Annotated in this window: 8 protein-coding genes; 6 read left to right on the forward strand and 2 right to left on the reverse strand. The window is 63.9% G+C overall.

The features are described from left to right. The first annotated feature begins 75 nt into the window (after positions 1-75). Together M5B42_RS19965 and M5B42_RS19970 are read left to right on the forward strand one after the other, a co-directional pair. Positions 76-6,216 carry an NEL-type E3 ubiquitin ligase domain-containing protein gene (locus tag M5B42_RS19965; RefSeq protein WP_248746801.1) on the forward strand — a complete coding sequence of 2,047 codons (6,141 nt, stop codon included), beginning with the start codon at positions 76-78 and terminating at the stop codon, positions 6,214-6,216. Between the two features lie 59 nt (positions 6,217-6,275). After that, positions 6,276-12,611, forward strand: coding sequence for a leucine-rich repeat domain-containing protein (locus tag M5B42_RS19970; RefSeq protein WP_248746802.1), 6,336 nt, complete (start codon positions 6,276-6,278; stop codon positions 12,609-12,611). Positions 12,612-12,628: 17 nt separating this feature from the next. Here M5B42_RS19970 and M5B42_RS19975 read toward each other — a convergent pair whose 3' ends face one another. Continuing rightward, positions 12,629-13,603 (reverse strand): D-glycerate dehydrogenase, encoded by a 975-nt coding sequence (locus M5B42_RS19975; RefSeq protein ID WP_248746803.1) that lies wholly within the window; start codon positions 13,601-13,603, stop codon positions 12,629-12,631. 183 nt (positions 13,604-13,786) lie between these two features. Next, entirely contained in the window at positions 13,787-14,743 is a 957-nt protein-coding gene (locus M5B42_RS19980) for a LysR family transcriptional regulator (protein WP_152740008.1), read from the reverse strand. Positions 14,744-15,071: 328 nt separating this feature from the next. On the opposite strand from M5B42_RS19980, the gene M5B42_RS19985 reads away from it, so the two are divergent. From M5B42_RS19985 to M5B42_RS20000, 4 genes are read left to right on the forward strand one after another with little or no spacing between them, the layout of a single operon-like run. Then, positions 15,072-16,583: an efflux transporter outer membrane subunit gene (locus tag M5B42_RS19985; RefSeq protein ID WP_103498500.1), complete on the forward strand. Its 1,512-nt coding sequence runs from the start codon at positions 15,072-15,074 to the stop codon at positions 16,581-16,583. Between the two features lie 10 nt (positions 16,584-16,593). After that, positions 16,594-18,768: an FUSC family protein gene (locus M5B42_RS19990; protein WP_248746804.1), complete on the forward strand. Its 2,175-nt coding sequence runs from the start codon at positions 16,594-16,596 to the stop codon at positions 18,766-18,768. Then, positions 18,758-18,958: a DUF1656 domain-containing protein gene (locus M5B42_RS19995; protein WP_040064387.1), complete on the forward strand. Its 201-nt coding sequence runs from the start codon at positions 18,758-18,760 to the stop codon at positions 18,956-18,958. Before M5B42_RS19990 ends, M5B42_RS19995 begins: the two co-directional genes overlap by 11 nt. Before the next feature lie 10 nt (positions 18,959-18,968). Further along, positions 18,969-19,829, forward strand: a complete 861-nt coding sequence (locus M5B42_RS20000) for an HlyD family secretion protein (RefSeq protein ID WP_248746805.1) — start codon at positions 18,969-18,971, stop codon at positions 19,827-19,829. The last annotated feature ends 15 nt before the right edge of the window (positions 19,830-19,844 follow it).

The raw sequence follows: 19,844 nt of genomic DNA on the forward strand, positions 1-19,844 counted from the left end.
GATTTATGTAGATCAGCCGCCGCTCCATGGCCCGATAACCTGACGCTTTCCACGGCGTATCAGGAAGGACAGGCCATGAACCGATCAGTTGAACCAGGCACCGCTGTCGACCCGGGGGATGAGCCTCCGCCTCCCGCCGAGGTCGACGATCCCTTGTTGGCGGGGTTCATGCAGCGCGACGGCGACCTGCTGCACAGCGAGGAAAGCTGGGCGCGACAGCAGGTCGTCGAGCAACTGGCGATTTCGTTCAAGGCGGCCATGGGGCCGCTGCATGAAGCCGAACAGCGCACCTGGCTGGGCAGCTATCGCCGGTTGATGGAGGCCCGGGCGACCCTCGACGAGGAGAGCCACAAGGTGGTCGACACCTTCGAAAAGGCCGGTCTGGCCAAGCTGCGCGAACGCCTGCAGGAAGCCTCGGGCCTGGACCTCGACCCGCAGACCACCTATCTGCACACCGTGATCGATTCGGCGGCGGCTGTCCGGCAGCCCGTGGGTGAAGGCCCGCCGGTGCAGGTGGAGTCGTTCGAGCGGCGCATCGGCACGGTCACGGTCTCGACCATGACCTTGTGGCAGGCCGCGTGCCTGAATTTCGCCTTCTCCGATTCCAGCTACGCCAACCTCAAGCGGCGCTGGATTTCCCATGACAAAAAGGTCGATATCTCCGATCGACGCTGGCTGCTGGCGACGGAGGTGTTTGTCCGGATTGTCCGCGAGCTCAATCTGGGCGCCGTGCTCAAGCCCCATGTGGCGCGGGCCATGGCCGTGGAAGGGCGGTTGTATCAGTCGATACTGGCGTTTGCTCATGCGCAGATTCACTTCGGTGTGTATGAAGCGGCCCGGCAGCCGGCCCTCACCGGCCTGAGCTATGGCGCCTTCGTCGCCTTGCGGGACGAACTGGCGACGGCGCGTCCCCGACTCAAGGGCGCCTATGTCGCGCTGCGCCTGACCGGCGGCCTGCAGGCGCGCCTGGACCGGGTGCTGGAGTCCGTCGAAAGCGCGTTGCTGCATCTGTTCGAGGTCGAGCACGAGCCCCTGGAACTGATCTATCTGCCCCTGCAAGTCTTCGAGGTGTCGGGCCAGTCGGGTCTTTACAGCTATTGCGTCGACCGTCCCGGGGGAGCCTTGCGTTACCACGATTCAAGAGCGGCGTTCGAGCAGGACTTCAAGGCGCAACTGGAAAAAGACAGCAGCGGGCAATTGGGCTGGTTGATCTCGTCGCTGGCGTTCAAGCAGCAGCATCAGTTCTGGCAATGGCTCAAGGATCACCCCAAGCCCAGGCGCCTCACCTGGATGTCGACCTTCGAGGACCTCTACAAGTGGATCTGGTCGGGGGGCGGGGTTGAGGACCTGGCTTTCGTGTATGGCGATACGCTTGCCGATTTCAGCCCCGGCCAGGCCTTGGCCGAGTTCTATGCCTGGCGTTTTCGCTTGAATACCGAAGCGATCGCGGTCTCCAAGACCGAACACGATCTGCAAGCCGTCAAGGAGGGCTTCCTTGAAGTTATGCACCTGCTGCTCAATGTCCTGATGCTGCCGGTGCCGGGCGGTTTCGGGATCCTGGGGCGGATACTCGCGGTGACCATGTTCGCCCAGTTGGGCGTGGAATTGGCCGATGGCATCCTGGCGACTTTCCAGGGGCGCCCCAAGGCGCTGGGGCAAGCGCTGGCCAGCGTCGGCATGGCGATCCTGACCGGGGCGGCGCTCGGTTATGCCGGACAGGTCCTGGAGCGGCGGCTGCAGGCGTTGTCCCTGGAGGTCGGGCGTTGGCGCAAGGTGACGGCGGCCCAGGGACCGCCCCGGCTGTGGAAGGTCGACCTGAGCGGCTATGGGGTTTCCGTGCGAGGGCTGCGGGAACGCTTTGTCGCCGATGAGCGCGGGCTTTTCGAGGAGGGCGGGGTACTGTTCGGCGAGGTGCGCGAGCCCGGCGGATCGATTCAGGTCAGGCTGGAATACGATGCGGTGCTCAAGCGTTATGTGGCGGTCGCGCCCGATCCGTCGGGATTTCGTCCGGCCATGCGCTATGACCGGCAAGAACGATGCTGGAAGCCGGACCTGGATGACAGCCATACCCTGAGCGATGCCCGTTGGCTGGAACGGATGATGGTCCAGGGGAATGCCGAACAGGCCGAGACGCTGTTGACCATCAGCGGTGTTCGCCGTGAGGCGCTGGAAGAGGTCTGGGCGGGCGGGTTGCCGCCGGCATCGCTGGTCGAGGCCGAGCGCCGCCGACAGATCGACGCGGGCCTCGATGCGTTGATCGGCAGCCGTGATGCGCGGCTGAGCTTGCCGGCGGATGCCGAGCGTGTGCTGTTCTGCCTGCTGCCACGCTTGTCCGATTGGCCCGAAACCACCGGGTTGTTTATCCACGGGCCCGGGGGCGAGTTGCTGGCGGTCCATGGCCGCCAGGAGCGGCCAACCGACTTCGAGCACCGGGTGGCGATTCGGCGCCTGGAAGAGGGCGGGTATGTCGAGCAGCCGGCCGATCCACTGCTGCTTCCCGACGGTCTCGCCCATGAAGAGGGGGTACAGGCACTGATCCTCGGCCTGTTGCCCGACGGTTGCCCGCTCAAGGGCGACTTCCAGCCCTTTGTCCGTCGCCAGTGGAACAAGGCGATACGCCAGCAGGTCAACGCCCTGGCCCGGCTTGAACGCCAGGCGTTGTTCGAGATGCTTGTCGCCCACGACGGCATGGACCGCTCCGCCTCGCGGGCACCCGCCCGCCATTACCTGTCGCTGGTCGCGCCGTCCCTGCCGTCGCTGGTGCTCAAGCTCCACGCCTTGTACCCCGCGCTGTCGCTGGCGCGCATCGCCGAATATCTACGGCGTATGCCCTTGGAGCCGCTTCAGCGCCAACGGCTGCTGGAGCACGGCGAATTGTCCGGCGCCCATGCCCGGGCGTTGGCCGATGCGCAAGCCATGACCCGCCTGGGCCGGGCGCTGGACGGGATCCATCAGGCCCGGTCATTTAACCGCGACACCGATCAGTGGTTGCAACTGGCCGGTGAGTTGCTGGTCCGCGAACAATTGGGAACGGCCCTGTGCCCACGGGTCAGCACGAGCCCGACTCACGACAGCTTCTACCTCGCCCTGGCGGCGCTGTTCAAACCCCATGAGCTGAGCCAGTTGGGTGTCACTTCGGCGACCGATGTGAAGGCCCTGCGAACCCTGCTCGCCAATGTCCTGGAGCGCCGGCGGGCGGCTGACGGGCGTATCTTGCTGCCGATCGAGCATTGCCGGGAGGCGGTCGTCCTGCCGTCAACCCTGAGCCCCGATGCAGCCGGTCTCTACCGACAGGGCGGTAACACCTACCTGTCCCTTGAGGGCGGTCTTTACCGTATTGAACATACCGGCTTGTCTGAGGATTGGCGGATCAACCCCGCCGCTCTGCCGGGGGCCTGTACACCGCGCCTGGAACATAACGGCGCCAGTGCCTGGTGGCACGAGTTCGAAGACCCGCTGGGGTGGGATGGCCTGACCGCCTTTCGGCGCCTGGGCGGGCAGGCGGCGTCGTTTTCCGAGACGGTTGCCCGACAGATACTGGCGGTGAGCGATGCATCCGACAGCCAGTTGCGGCAGACGATTTTCTGCAATCAACGACCTCCGGCCTTTCTGCTGTCGGTCATGCAGCGTTTCAGGGATCACCTGGATATCGAGCAGCATATCGCCTCGTTGACCTGGCGCTCGGCGGAACTGCCGGCGCTGTTCAAAACGGCGCTCAATGGTCTCAGCGCCGCGGATGATCTGTGGCTGGCCCTCGATCCGGGCCTGTCGGGAAACCAGTTGGTCGGCTACTTGCTGCGTCGCCTGGCGAGTGATCCGCGACGGGTCAGGCAGGCGCTGGCCGAGGGGTTGTCGCGTCAGCGCAGCCGGACCGCGGAGCCTTTGACGAGTCAGTTGGCACAGGCCTTTCCCGACCTGCCTGTCGGGGTGGCCGAGGAGATGCTGGAACACAGCGAATCCTGGCAACGCAAGCTGCTCACCGACTCGCAACGCCTACCGTTGGCGTTGGCCGAAGAGGCTCGCTGGTGGTGCGAGGAAGCCATTCTCGGCCAGGCCCTTATGGGCTTGAGCCCCGACGCGCTGAGCAACGCCCGTAGCGACCAGGTCTTGTTGACGGTGCTCAAGGCACTGCCGGGTTGGCCGGATAATGCCCGGATCGAAATCCGCGAGACGGGCGTCGACGGTCCGCTGCTTGAGAGCAGCGGCAGCGCCGATATCGACAAGCGGCGAGTGGTGGTCAAGCGGCCCGACGGTTATGAGTCGTTTATCGTCGAGGGCGAGCAGGTTTCCCGGCGCGCAACGGCACAAAGCGACCTGCTCCTGGCCTTGTCCCGAGTGGTCCAGGACCTGCCCGAGCGCTTGCCCTGGGGGGGCGTGCAAGGACCGGAGGCATTGTTGAAAACCCTGATCAGCCAGCAGGCGACCCGCCAGCGCGCCGAACTGCGCCAACGGCTCGGCTTGCGTCCCGCTCCGCCCTGGGCCTCACTGCCGCGCCGTCTGGTGCGCCAGCGAAGCGGTCAGATTGGCATCGCGATGAGCGGGCGCGGCAGGAACCTGCCGGGGGTGGCGTTGTTTGGCCGGTTGAAAAAACTCTATCGCGGCGCCACCCACCAGGAGTTGTTCGACTTGCTGCGCGAGTCGGGCAGCACAAGCGTGGAGCAACGGGCGATGGTCGAGGCGTTGGAACGCGACTACGACACCTTGAAGCGCGAGTTGGTGACCTGGGTCGATGCCCCGCAAGGCGCGAACGGAACGGCACGGGACGTGAACATCAGGATGCGCATCGCCATGGCGTCGAGGATCCGGCGTTGCTGGCGCTGGGAAAGTCGCAATCTCCTGGGGGGCCTGTTGCTGCTCGAAGGTTTTATGGTCGAGCAGATGCCGAAACTCAACGTGTCGTTCAGGCACGTGACCCAACTGCTGATACGCGACATGAACCTGGATATCAGCTATGTGAATGCGTTCCTGTGCGCGTTTCCTGCCTTGAAGCACCTGCGCCTGTATAGCACCGGCCTGAAGCGTCTGCCCCATGAGATTGGCGAGATGAAGGCGCTGGAGGAACTCGATCTGGAGGAAAACCTGATTGTCCTGAACGAGTCGGCGGCCTTGCAACTGGCAGGGCTGCACCGTTTGAAGTTTCTGAATCTGCGCGGCAATCCACTGCGGTTGTTACCCGATTTTTCTACCCTGTCCGGCTTGCAGTCACTGAACCTGAGCCGGACCGGCCTGGATTCATGGCCTTCGGGTACGGTTTTTCTCAAGCACCTGGCCTACTTGAATCTGGCCCATAACCGGATTCGCCAAGTACCCAATGCCTTGCTCTCGGCTTCGCCACTGCTCAAGCGTGGCGTGCATCTGGAGGGCAATCCGCTGGAGCAGGATGCGCTGGCCAAGCTATCGGTCGAGGCCCAGAAACAAAAAAGCGAGGGCATTACGTTCGGGCTGCCCGTTGACGAGCTTTCAGGGCCTGTCGGTATCGAAGCCTGGGGCTCGGCCGTGGAGCGCAGCGAGGCGCAGAACCTGATCTGGCAACGGGTCCGGGACGATCCGGACGCCGACGCCTTCTTCGACTTCCTGGAGCAATTGAGTGCCTTGGCGACCTTCTATGACCCGCTGTTTTCCGCCGCGCGCAGAAACCTGACTCGGCGTGTCTGGCGGGTGCTCGAAGCCGCGGCTGAAAGTGCGGACTTTTGCGAACAACTGTTTGTCCGGCAACTGGTGCTGGTGGCCGAGGGGGCGGGCAGGCTGCAGGTGTTCAATGAACTGGAGTTCGCGGTGCTCTGTCGCCAGGCCTTGAGCGAGGTCGACCAAGCCACGGCCCAGGCCCGGCTGCTGCGCTTGCTCAAAGGCAAGTTCCGCTTGCAGGTGCTACGGGACAAGGCCGCCGACCCCGGTGTCTACCGGGCTTATTGGGAGTTGCTGGACAAACGGCTGGAATTACCCGACCTGTTCAACGGTCGCTTCTACACGGAGCAGGTGGTGTTGAGCGACGCTCAGCTCGAGGCCATGGTCGACCATATCCTGCGTCTGGAAACGGCGTCGACGGCGCCGCTGGGCCTGCATCGTTACCTGAGGTCGGATATTGCCTGGCGCAGGTTTCTGGAGCGGGCCTACGAGCAGGATTTCCAGTCGTTGTCCGAGCAGGAGCGTAACGCCCGGATCGACACGCTCACGATCAGCGCATTGATGGGGACTGCCGCTGTCGTATTTAGTTAGAACCGTTGCCCGGGGAGGGAGGACTAGGCTGGGCTTTTCCAGCAATGAAAAGAGCAACCATGGACGCTTCCCACCCCCTTCCCGACCCTGCCGTCGAGCTTGAGACCCAATCGCTTATCGAGGAGCAGCAACGTTTTGTGCACTCACGCAAGAGTTGGCGATTCGCGGACATCGGCAATCATCTGCAGTCCGTTTCCGCCGCGGCGATGGGGCCGCTGAACGAGGTCGAGCGGCTGACCTATGCCAGCGCGTTTCGCTACCTCGGCAAAATGACCGAGGCCGTCGAAGCCGAGAATCGCAAGCTCGGCAGCGCCTTCGAGCAGGACGGGCTCAAGCACCTTCGCGACGCCTTGCGCGAAAGCACCGGGCGCGACCTGGACCCCCGCAAGACCTACATCCATACCCTGCACATGGAGTTCAAGGAGAGCGGTTGGGTACCCGGCCAACGCAACAAGCGGGCCTACGACTCCAACGCACCGTTGGCCCATGTCTACAGTTTGTCGCTCTGGCAGGCGGCCTGCTTCAACTTCGGTTTCGGCGATCTGTTCAGCTCCAACCAGGTGCGTGCCAGCTGGATCAACGAGCGGCCCGGCCCCGGCTATCGATGGGGCTTTCCGCCCCATGAAATCAACCAGGTCAGCATGATGCCGATTCACGACTTCGTGAAAATCGCCCGCGACCTGGATTTCGGGCGCGATCTCAAGGCGCGCGTGGACAAGGCGCTGGGCGAGGGGGGCGTGCTGGGCCAGCATCTGGAGCAGATGGCCTGGGCCGAGATCCTGTTCCATCCCTACGAGGCCTATCGCAATGGCGCCGCCACCGGGGTCACCAACGCGCCCTTCACTGTCCTGCGCCATGCTTTATGGAGCGCCCCGGACAGCGTGACGGTGAATGCCGTATCGATCCGGCTCCCGGACAACGAAGTCGTGGCCATTCTGAAAAAGGTCAACCTCTCCTATCAACTGGGCAAGGCGCTTTTCGGCGAGAGCGACGTGATCTCCAGTTTTCTCGAACTGCCGTTGTTCACCTTCGAAATCGAGCGCTTCGACGGTGTTTTCAGTTACTACCCGAACCGCCTGGGCGGGGCGTTGCGTTATCACTGCGACAGGTCAACGTTCGAGACCGAGTTCAAGCAGCAGCTCAAGGACGACAATGGGCAAAAGCGCCTCAACTGGTTCCTGGCGCCGTTGAGTATCAAGCAGCAGGCCGTGGTGCGCGATATCGTCACCGAGCATCCACGCCCGGAAGGGCTGAACGCCGTGACCGGCGGGCTCTACGATGCCTTCCATTGGGCTTTTCCGGCGCCGCTGCTCGAAACACTCCAGTGGAAGTACCTGGAGCTGACGACCACGCCCGCGCAGGCATTGAGAGACTACTACCGACAACGTGACCAGCAGAACCTCAACGAACTGGCGGTCGAACGCTCGGTTCAGGATTGGCGCGCATTTATCGAAGGTGCCAGTGCGGTCCTCGATGAAGTGCTCGGCCTGTTGCTGTTGCCGGTGCCGGGCGGGCTGCGCGGCATGGGGCGGGTGGTGCAGATCGCCCTGTTCGGGAGCCTGGGCTACAACTTTATCCAGGGCCTGACGGAAGCGGCGAAAGGGCGTCCGGAGCAACTGGCCCAGTCGGTCATCGATATCGGCAATCTGTTGATCAGCGCGGGCCTTCATCGCAACGCGGTGAAGTGGTCGATGCGCCGTCACCGCGAACTGCAGCGTTGCCTGGGTGCCGTGCACCGGGTCCAGGTGGCGGGCAAGCATACCCTCTGGGCTTCCCGGCTGGACCGTTATGTCAGCGTGAAAATCGGTCTGCTGCATGGCGAAGCGGTGCGGGCCTCCGGGGTGATCGAACGGGAAGGCAAGCCATACGGCGAATTTCTGGTGGAGGGCGAACGGCGGGCATTCGAGCTGGCCCACGATCCCGTCTCCGGGCAATACACCCTGATGCATCCGGACCCCAACGTATTCCGCCCGGCGGTGAACTTCGACCAGGACCTGCAGCGTTGGCAACTGGCACTGGACAACCCCGAGCCGCCGACCCTGAGCCAACTGGGCGAGCGACTGCTGCCCGGCGGGCCCTTGACCGGCCAGGAGCTGACCCGCTTGAGCCGGATCAGCGGGAGCCGCTCGCACACCCTGCAGCGGGTCTGGGCGGGCGAGCCGGCGCCGGCCGCGCTGGTCGACACCATCAAGCGGCATAACACCGACCGCGCCCTGCAGGCCTTGAGCGCGCCATTGGTGTCGCGGCTGCCGTTGCCCGAGGAGGCGGATCGGGCACTGTTCTCGGCGCTGACGCAATTGCCGGACTGGCCGGACGAGCTGGCCCTGAGTATTCATGACCAGGAAGGCGCTCTGCTGGAGGCCTACGGGAAAAAAGACACCCTGGCCGAACATGACCTGCATGTTTCGATACGCCGTCTGGCGGATGGCGGGTATGTGGATCACGCTGCGCCGGAGGCCATCGCCGATCACGATCTGGGGCCGGTGGGGTTGATTCTTGGGCTGTTGCCGAGCGATGCGGCGATAAGCCGGCCCGTTGCGCCCAACCAGGCGTTTTCGAGCAGGGCCGTTATCCTCCGGCGGCGGGTGGTTGATCTTGTCATTCGTGAAAGAGTCCACTTGTTCGAAGCCCTGAGCCGTTATCCGGGGCGGCTGAAGTCCGAGCGGTCGGAATTGGCGCCGGGTCTGCGCAGGTTTCTTCCGGTGGCGAGCACGCCGCGACCGGCCTTGCTCGAACAGACCCTGACCCTGCATCCGGACCTGTCCCCCGCGCGGGTTGCCGAGTGGTGGCGCAGCCAGCCATTGTCGAGCGCCGAACGGGCCGGGTTCATGACCTCGGGCCTGTTGCCCGAAGGCCCTCGCCATGGGCTCGCGCAAGCAGCCAGAAGCCTGAGCCTGGAGCAGGCGCTCGATGGCATCTATCACCGCCGGGCCTGGAATGCGTCGACAGATGCCTGGGCCCGTGAAGGCATGGCGGCGCTGCTCGGGCAAAAACTCGGGATGACCCTGGAGATTACCGAGGTCCGGCCGGGGCAACCCGTGGCGCCGGTGGCCGCCGACCCGGCGGGCAGGCAGGTGCTGCTGCGCCATCACGGGCAGGGACGTTATGCGGTATTCGATACGCTCAGCCAGGATGAGCGCACGGTCCCGGCGGGCGATGACAACTTCTACAAGGTGTTCAACCGCGCGTTGAACCGTGATGATCAGATCCGCCTGGGGATCAACGATGCGACAGCGGACAATGCCGGGCGATTGCGCCGCGACGCGGGGGACGCCCTGACGGACCGGCGCACCGAGGACGGTGATATACGGCCCTGGAACGATTCGGCGCTCGCCTACCGGCAACCCGTCGACCTGCCTGCCGAGCTGGAACCCGATTCGCTGGGGCTGTATCGCTGGCAGGACAAGACCTGGCTGCCCCTGGATGACGGGCTGTTCGAGGTCGACCGGCATCCGGTTTTCGACGACTGGGGCATCGAGCATCCGCGCTTGCCCGGAGCTTACCGGCTTGAGCTGGAGCACAACGGCGCCGGTGCCTGGTGGCATGAGCAGGAGCAGCCGCTGGAATGGGAAGGGCTGAAGCTGTTTCGGCGGCTGGGTGAGCGGGCGGCGGCGCAATCCGATGAGCTGGCGCGACAACTGATGGCGATCTGTGATGTCAGCGAGAACCAGTTGCGCAAGGTGCATGTGACCCGTTCGCGGGCGCCGGGCCTGCTGATGGATACGCTGCAGCGGGTGGACAGTCATGTGCGGGTCGGCGACAGCCTCGATCGGCTGGGTAGCACCGGCCAGCTCGACAAGGTGCTGAGCCGGGCGCTCGAACAGTTGAACGATCAGGAACGCCTCGCACTCTTCGGTGACAGCGAACGGGATGAAGCGAGCCGTGTGCAGGCGCTGGGTGAAAAAAACCGCGAGGACACCCGGGCACTCAAGAGCCTGCTGGGCAATGCGCTTGAGCGGGCCCGGGCGCCTGACAGCGATCCGTCGACCGCGCTGATTCGTCGGCTTTTCCCCAGCCTGCCGGAGCCGCTGGCCCGGGAGATCGTCGAGCAGGCCGATGACCCGCAGATCCGCGAGATGGAAACCGGCAAGCTGCCCCTGGCGCTGGGGCAAGAGGCGCGCTGGTGGATTCAGGATGTCCGGCTCGCTCGGGCGCTGGAAGGGTTTCAGGTCGACAGCCTGATCAATGGCGACAACGACCGGCTGGCCTTGCATCTGCTCGAACATCTGCCGGGATGGCCGGCCGACCTGCGTATCGAGATCCGCGAGACCTCGGCCTCGGGGACGCTGCTCGACAGCCTGGGCAGTGCCGATGCGTCCCAGCGGGCAGTGATCGTCAAGTCCGCCGAAGGCTACGCGCCTGCCGCCGGTCAGGGTCGTGGCCTGCATCCGGTGAGTCGCAACCTGATTCCCTCGATAGTGGCCGCGTTGCCGGAGCCCGCGCGCAGGGCGCTGGTCCCCAGCGGGTTTGCCAGCCAGTTGCGGCGAGACCTGGCCGGTGCGGCGGTCGCTGACCGTGGGCGGGCGAAGCGCTTGTTGGGCATGCGCCCCGAGATCCCCGGTTTCGTGCCGCCCCGGCGTCTGGCCGATGGCCGGATCGGCTATGAGTTGAGCGGTGGTGAAGGGCGGCACAATCGGCAATTGAAACGTTTCAGAGGCCTGTATTCGGGCTATTCCTATGCCGAAGCGTCTCGGCAGTTGGCGCTGCTGGGCGAGGATTTCGCCAGTCGTGACGGGGTGATCCGTCAACGGGTTCGGGAGCTGGACGCACTCCGAGGCGATCTCAAGCGCTGGCGCCAGACGAGGTATAACGCTGAATCACGGGCGCATTTGTATCAGTTTGCCAAACGCATCAAGCAGTGTTGGCGCCGGGAAACCTTGCGCGCCCCCGCACAAAACAGTGGGGAAGCCGGTTACTTGCTGAGCCTGGACCGTCTGGAGGTCAGTCGCTTTCCGTTATTTCCCCGAGTGGCCGACTTTTCCCACGTCACGCGCTTGTCGATGCGCAGTATGCAGATCGAGGCGCCAGTGTTTCTCGAACAGTTCCTGCGCCAGTTCGTGTCGTTGCAAGAGCTGGATTTATCCTACAATCGTCTGTCCGATTTTCCTGCATTGGAAGGCTCGATGCGCGAGCTGCGCCGGCTCAAGCTGGCGCATAACCGCATTGTCTTTCCCCGGGGCGGTCATCGGCGCCTGGCTGGCATGAGCGAACTGGTTCATCTGGACCTGAGTGATAATCCGCTGGGGCATCCACCCGATCTCGACGAGCTGCATTTGTTGAGAAAGCTGGATCTGCACAATACCCGGATAGAAACCTTGCCTGAGGGAATCGAGCAACTGCGCCAACTGGTCTTTGCCGACTTGAGCGATAACCGCATTCGGGATATTTCGGGACGGGTCCTCACCGGGTTCGCGGCCGCCAGGGCAGAGGATGCTGAACCGGTAGCGGTGGCGCTGACCAACAACCCGCTTTCAGGCAATACGCGGTGCCGCCTTCAATATTTCAAACTGAGTCATCCCACTAGCCGTTTCGGTTTTGATGTGCCTGAACTGGGGGGGCTCGATCTGTGGCTGGGGGGGCATTCGGCGGGCCTCGACGAGGCGCTTACGCAGGCCTGGCGGAGCTTGTCCGACGCCTCGGGGGATGAGTTCCTGGGGTTTTTCAGCGAGTTGGCCAAGCTTCCCGAGTTGTATCTGGAGAGCAAGGATGCGATTCGCGACGACCTGGTCAGGCATATGGAGTACCTCTTCTCTTTGGGGGCACAGGATCGGGAGTTGCGTAACCGGCTATTCGATATCGTCCACTACGGTCGGCTGGGGGACTCGTCGGCCTTTGAGATTTTCCGGCAACTGGAGCTGGAGGCGTTTTATGCGTTCGCCCGTCGCCAGACCGAGGCGAGTGAGACGGAGCTGATGACCTTTGTGCTGGCCCGGGGAGAGTTCCGCTTTTTCACCTTGCACAATGAGGTGCACAGACAGAACGTCCAGAATCCGGAGGGGCGCTTTCGGGCCTACGTCTGCCAGCTCGGCGAGCTTCACCTGCCTCCGCTGTTTCTTGACGACATACCGCCGACGGTGCTTGAGCCAGGGGCGGCCGAGTCCATGCACGGGCTTGTCCTGCACGTCGAAACGACGCAAGGGCTGGACAATATCTTGATGGGCAACCGCCATTGGCAGACGTTTCTGAAGAACAGCCATATCAGCGAGCACGACCAGCTATTTGGCGAATTTTTCGACTATGAACCTTTAGAGGGCGAGACAACGCAGGACTACAAGAACCGTGGCGAAGCCTTGCAGCGTGAGTACCTGAGGCGGCGTGACGATTGGCTGAAGACCCTCACGCGCCGGGCACTGCCCAGGCTTTTCCGGGTAGACATCGAGGCCCGGCAGGATTAGCCGGGCCGGGTGCCTGCTCAGCCTTTCCAGACCTGGGGATTGACCAGGTCGCGCGGGCGCTCGCCCAGCAAGGCGCTGCGCAGGTTGGCCAGCGCCCGGTTGGCCATGGCCTCGCGGGTTTCGTGGGTGGCGGAGCCGATATGCGGCAGGGTCACGGCGTTCTTCAGTTGGAACAACGGCGACTCGGCCAGGGGTTCCTTCTCGTAGACGTCCAGGCCGGCACCGCGAAGGGTGCCGTTTTGCAGGGCCTGGATCAGTGCCGGCTCGTCCACCACCGGGCCCCGGGAGATGTTCACCAGAATCGCGTCCGACTTCATCAGGCCCAGTTCGCGATGGCTGATCAGGTGACGGGTCTTGTCGCTCAGGGGCACCACCAGCACCACGAAGTCGGACTCGGCCAGCAGCGCGTCGAGGCTGCGGAACTGGGCGCCGAGTTGCTGTTCGAGTTCCGGCTTGCGGCTGTTGCCGCTGTAGAGGATCGGCATATTGAAACCGAGGTGACCACGGCGGGCCACGGCGGCGCCGATATTGCCCATGCCGACGATGCCCAGGGTCTTGCCGTGCACATCACCGCCGAACAGGGCCGGGCCGACACTGGCTTGCCATTGCCCGGCCTTGGTCCAGGCGTCCAGCTCGGCGACCCGGCGGGCGCTGCTCATCAGCAGGGCGAAGCCCAGGTCGGCGGTGCTTTCGGTGAGCACGTCGGGGGTGTTGGTGAGCATGATCCCGCGTTCGTTGAAGTAGGCCAGGTCATAGTTGTCGTAGCCGACCGAGACGCTGGAGACCACTTCGAGCTTGGCGGCGTTTTCCAACTGGGCGCACCCGAGCTTGCGGCCGACGCCGATCAGGCCGTGGGCATGGGGCAGGGCTTCGTCGAACTGAGCGTTGAGATCACCGAGCTTGGGATCCGGGACAATCACTTCGAAGTCTTGGCGCAGGTGCTCGACCATGGCGGGGGTGACGCGGCTGAAGGCGAGTACGGTCTTTTTCATCGCAGGGCTCATCGAACGGCGGGAATGCCAAGCACGCTATCATTTTTCGTCGGATTTGTGCGGTGGATTCTGACTTTGTAGGAGCGAGCTTGCTCGCGATGGTGGTCCAGACACCGCGGGGTATCAGATGCCCCGCGTTATCGTTGACGCCCATCGCGAGCAAGCTCGCTCCTACAACAACATTCAGTTGGCGATACGCACGTTTTTCAACTCATACGCCGCCAACTCGGCCTGATGGCCCGCGAGGATTTCCGGCAATGTACTGCGCAAGTGCTCGACCCAGGTCTTGATCTTGGCATCCAGGTACTGGCGCGACGGATAGATCGCATACACATTCAGCTCCTGGGACCGATAGCTGGGCATCATCCGCACCAGGCTTCCATTGCGCAGCCCCTCGATCGCGGCATACACCGGCAACACCCCAACCCCCATGCCGCTGGTGATCGCCGCCTTCATCGCATCGGCGGAGTTGACCAGAAACGGCGAGGTCGCAATGTTCACCACTTCCTGACCATCCGGACCATCGAAGGCCCAGCGGTCCAGGGCGATCACCGGACTCACCAGGCGCAGACAGGCATGGTTGAGCAGGTCGCTGGGCCGTTGCGCGCAGCCATTGGCTTTCACATAGGCCGGTGAGGCACAGACGATGCTGTAGGTGATCCCCAGGCGCTGCGAGACAAACCCCGAATCCGGCAACTCGCTGGCCAGCACGATGGACACGTCATACCCCTCGTCGAGCAGGTCCGGCACGCGGTTGGCCAGGGTCAGGTCGAAGGTCACGTCCGGATGGGTCTTGCGATAACGGGCAATCGCATCGATCACGAAATGCTGGCCGACCCCGGTCATCGAGTGCACTTTCAACTGCCCGGCCGGGCGCGCATGGGCGTCGCTGGCCTCGGCCTCGGCTTCCTCGACATAGGCCAGGATCTGCGCGCAACGCAGCAGATAACGCTTGCCGGCCTCGGTCAGGGCGATACGCCGGGTGGTACGGTTGAGCAGGCGGGTTTGCAGGTGGGCCTCAAGAGCCGAGACCGCGCGCGAGACGTTGGCCGTCGTGGTGTCCAGTTGCACGGCGGCGGCGGTAAAACTGCCGGCCTCGGCCACGCAACTGAAGGCGCGCATATTTTGCAAAGTGTCCATGGAAGGCTCTCTGGGGTGACGGTAAATTGTGACACGAAGTAACAGGGTGATGGGCATACGACCAAGGGATTATCGCGTTAACGGTAACAAAGCTTCACAGAAAGGCCATCTTATCGTCTGACAGGCCACCCTCTAGAATTGCCCCGACCTGTGTGCACCCTCCAATCTCAAGAACACCTCATAACTGTAGGAGCAGGGCTTGCCCGCGAAGCTTTTGGCGGCCTCAAGTGCCCCTTCGCGGGCAAGCCCTGCTCCTACAGGACTGCGTTGTGACCAATCCCGTGCTCACAGAAAACCGCTTTTCTCCCCACCCCAGGAATTTGCAGCAGTGCCGCGTCGCATCAGCAGAGAGCTGAAGACTCTCAGTGTTTGGGCTTTATCCTTGGCTATCAGCGGTTGCATCGGCACCGGAGGTATTGCTCCACAGGGTCAGGCCCTGGCCGCCAATACCCTGCTGACCGACCAGGCGATCCAGGGCGCCGAGCGCGACGCGCACTGGCCGGCCGCGCAGTGGTGGAAAGCCTATGGCGACCGCCAACTCGACCAGTGGATCGACCGCGCCGTGCAGGGCAGCCCGAGCCTGGCCATGGCCGCCGCCCGCGTGCGCCAGGCCCGGGCCATGGCCGGGTTGGCCGAGTCCGCCGAGTCGCTGCAGATCAAGGGCGACGCCGCGCTCAAACGGCATAACTGGGCCAACGATCAGTTCTACGGCCCTGGTGAGTTGGCGAGCACCACCACCTGGGACAACAATGCCGGGCTGGGCCTGAGCTATTCCCTGGACCTTTGGGGTCGCGAAAGCAACGCCAGCGAACGGGCCGTGGACCTCGCCCATATGAGCGTTGCCGAAGCGCGCCAGGCCCGGCTCGAATTGCAGAACAGCATCGTCCACGCTTATATCCAGCTGTCATTGCACTACGCCGAGCGCGATATCGTCGAAGCCACCCTCAAGCAGCAGATGCAGATTCTCGACCTGGCGCAAAAACGCCTGAACGGCGGCATCGGTACTCATTTCGAAGTCAGCCAGGCCGAGACGCCGCTGCCGGAAACCCATCGCCAGCTCGATGCGCTGGACGAAGAGATCGCCCTGAGCCGCAACCAGCTGGCCGCCCTGGCTGGCGTCGGTCCAGGGGAGGGTGCGCAACTGCAACGCCCGTCGCTGTCCCTGCACACCGCGTTGAAACTGCCCTCGGCACTGCCCGCACAATTGCTCGGCCAGCGCCCGGACGTGGTCGCCAGTCGCTGGCAAGTGGCGGCCCAGGCCCGTGGGATCGATGTCGCCCACGCCGGCTTCTATCCCAACATCGACCTGGTCGGCAACCTCGGCTATATGGCCACCGGCGGCGGCCCGCTGGCGTTTCTCACCGGCAAGAAATTCAACTATGGCGTCGGCCCGGCGGTGTCCCTGCCGATCTTCGACGGCGGCCGCCTGCGCGCCGAACTGGGCGAAGCGGCGGCGGGTTATGACCTTGCCGTGGCGAAATACAACCAGACCCTGGTCAACGCCCTCAAGGGCATTTCCGACCAGTTGATCCGCCGCGAGTCCCTGGACAAGCAGCAGGTGTTCGCCGCCCAGTCCGTGGCCTCGGCGCAGAAAACCTACGACATCGCCATGGTCGCCTACCAACGCGGCCTGACCGACTACCTCAATGTGCTCAACGCCCAGACCCTGCTGTTCCACCAGCAGCAGGTCGAACAGCAGGTCCAGGCGGCGCGCCTGAGTGCCCATGCCGAACTGGTCACCGAACTGGGTGGCGGATTGGGCGCGGGCAACGACGTACCGGCCGAGAACCGCACCGTGGCGAACAAACCTCCGGCCGTGCTGGCCGCCTTCGATCACTGAGAACCGCGTCATGACTCCCTTGCCCGCCCCGGTGCGCTGGCTGTACTCCCTGGAATGGCGTCGCGGCTTCTTTGACTGGGCCCGTAGCGACGGCGTGACCTGGATCTATATCTTCAAGGTCCTGGCCGCCGCCTTCCTCACCCTGTGGCTGGCCATGCGCCTGGAACTGCCGCAGCCGCGCACGGCGATGATCACCGTGTTTATCGTGATGCAGCCGCAGAGCGGCCATGTGTTTGCCAAGAGTTTCTACCGTTTCCTCGGCACCCTGGCCGGGTCGGCGGTGATGGTCGCGCTGATCGCCCTGTTCGCCCAGTACACCGAACTGTTTCTCGGCGCGCTGGCGATCTGGGTCGGGCTTTGCTCGGCCGGCGCGCAACGCAACCGCAACTTCCGCGCCTACGGTTTTGTCCTGGCCGGCTACACCGCCGCGATGGTCGGCCTGCCGGCCCTGGCCCATCCGGAAGGGGCCTTTATGGCGGCGGTATGGCGGGTACTGGAAATCTCCCTGGGGATTGTCTGCTCGACCTTCGTCAGCGCCGCGATCCTGCCGCAGACCTCCAGTGCGGCCATGCGCAATGCGCTCTATCAACGCTTCGGCGTGTTTGCCGGATTTGTCAGCGCCGGCTTGCGCGGTCCCCATGCCAGCGCGGCGTTTGAAAGCGCCAATATCGGTTTTATCGCCCAGGCGGTGGGGCTTGAGGGCCTGCGCAGTGTCACGGTGTTCGAAGACCCGCACATGCGTCGACGCAATGGCCGCCTGAACCGCCTGAACAGCGAATTCATGACCCTGACCACCCGCTTCAACGCCCTGCACCAGTTGCTCGAACGCCTGCGCAGCCGTGATCGGACGCAGGTGCTGGCAGCCATCGAACCGGGTTTTCCGGGACTGGGCGAACTGCTCGACGATTTTGCCGGACGCGCCCTGACCGACGCCGATGCCCAGCGCCTGGCGAGCCGCCTGGCCGACTACAAACTGGGGTTGCCGGAGCAGGTACGCAGCCTGCGGGCGAGTTTCCTGCAAAGCGAACCGAGCGAAGCCGACCTGCTGGATTTCCACACCGCGTATGAACTGCTTTATCGCTTCGTCGAGGAACTGCACAGCTACGCCCTGACCCATGCCTCCCTGGCCGATCACCACCACGAACGCGAACAGTGGGACGAGCCTTATGTGCCGAAAACCAACTGGCTGGCGGCCTCGGCCTCGGGGATTCGCGCTGCCTTCGTGCTGATCGTGCTCGGCAGCTACTGGGTGGCAACCGCCTGGCCGAGCGGGGCGACCATGACCCTGGTCGCCGCGGCCACGGTCGGCCTGGCGGCGGCCACGCCGAACCCCAAGCGCATGGCGTTCCAGATGGCGTGCGGCACCTTGCTTGGGGCGTTGATCGGTTTTGTCGAGATGTTCTTCGTCTTTCCCTATATCGACGGCTTTGCGCTGTTGTGCCTGACGCTCGCGCCGGTGATCGTGCTCGGCGCCTTCCTGGCCTCGCGTCCGGCGTACGCGGGCGTCGGCCTGGGTCTGCTGATCTTTTTCAGCATCGGTTCGGTGCCGGACAACCTGACGATCTACAACCCCTATGCCTTTATCAACGACTACATCGGCATGGTCATTGGCATGCTGGTGTGCGCGGCGGCGGGGGCGATCATCCTGCCGCCCAACAGCCGCTGGCTATGGCGGCGGCTGGAGCAGGACCTGCGCGAACAGGTGGTGTTCGCCATCAGCGGCAAGCTCAAGGGCCTCGGCTCGACCTTTGAAAGCGGCACCCGCGACCTGCTGCACCAGGCCTATGGCCTGGCCGTCCGGCAGCCGAAAGTGCAGAGCCAACTGTTGCGCTGGATGTTCGTGGTGCTGGAAGTCGGCCACGCCATTATCGAGTTGCGCAAGGAACAGGCGATCCTGCCGGTGCACCCGGCCTATGCCGAATCGCAGCCGTGGCGCCAGTCGATCCGGGTCATGGGGCGGGCGCTGATGCGCCTGTTTATCCAGCCCAACGCGAGCAACCTGGAGCGCGCCCTGGTGGCGGTGGACCATGCTATCAGCCGGGTCCAGTCCACCGACGAACCTTTTGCCCGGCACTTCGACACCTCGGCGCTGCGCCGGGTGCAGAGCTACCTGCACTTTATCCGCACCTCGTTGCTGGACCCGCAATCCCCGCTGGCCGACCTGAGACTCTCTCATGCCCCGTGAAATCGCTTTCCACGGCGTCTATATGCCGACCATGACCCTGATGTTCCTGATTGCGGCCGGGCTTGGTTGGGCGCTGGACCGTTTTATCGCCAGCCATGACCTGTACCGTTTTTTCTGGCATCCGGCGCTGTTGCGCCTGAGCCTGTTCTGCTGCTTGTTCGGCGCCTTGGCGCTCACTGTCTACCGTTGAGAACGACCTGATGAAAAAGCTTTTCAGCCTGATCGCCACCTTGCTGGTCCTGGCCCTGGCGATCTGGATCGGCCGGGTCCTGTGGGTCCAGTACATGGAAACCCCCTGGACCCGCGATGGCCGGGTACGCGCCGACATTATCAATGTCGCGGCGGACGTCACCGGTGAAGTGGTGGAGGTGCCGGTGCGGGATAACCAGGTGGTGAAAAAGGGCGACCTGCTGATGCGCATCGACCCTGAGCATTATCGGATTGCGGTCAAGCAGGCGCAGTCGCTGGTGGACTCGCGCAAGGCCACCTGGGAGATGCGCAAGCTCAATGCCCATCGCCGCGCCGACCTGGACAACCTGGTGATCTCCAAGGAAAGCCGCGACGACGCCAGCAACACCGCCGACGCGGCCCTGGCCGACTATCAGCAGGCCCAGGCGCAGCTGGAGGCGGCGCAGTTGAACCTGGCGCGCACTGAAGTGCGGGCGGCGGTGGACGGTTACGTCACCAACCTCAATGTGCACCGTGGCGACTATGCGCGGATCGGCGAGGCGAAGATGGCGGTGGTCGATATGAACTCGTTCTGGGTGTATGGCTTCTTCGAAGAGACCAAGTTGCCGCATCTCCAGGTGGGTGACCCGGCGGATATGCAACTGATGAGCGGCCAGGTGCTCAAGGGGCATGTGGAGAGTATCTCGCGGGGGATCTATGACCGTGACAATCCCGAGAGTCGTGAGCTGATCGCGGATGTGAACCCGACGTTCAACTGGGTGCGCCTGGCCCAGCGGGTGCCGGTGCGGATTCATATCGACGAGGTGCCGGACGGGGTGCTGTTGGCGGCGGGGATTACCTGCACGGTGATTGTCAAGCCGGCGGGGGCCTGACGATCGCCAAGAGCT

This window comes from Pseudomonas sp. MWU12-2037 (genome assembly GCF_023242345.1).
Classification (GTDB): Bacteria; Pseudomonadota; Gammaproteobacteria; order Pseudomonadales; family Pseudomonadaceae; genus Aquipseudomonas; species Aquipseudomonas gingeri_D.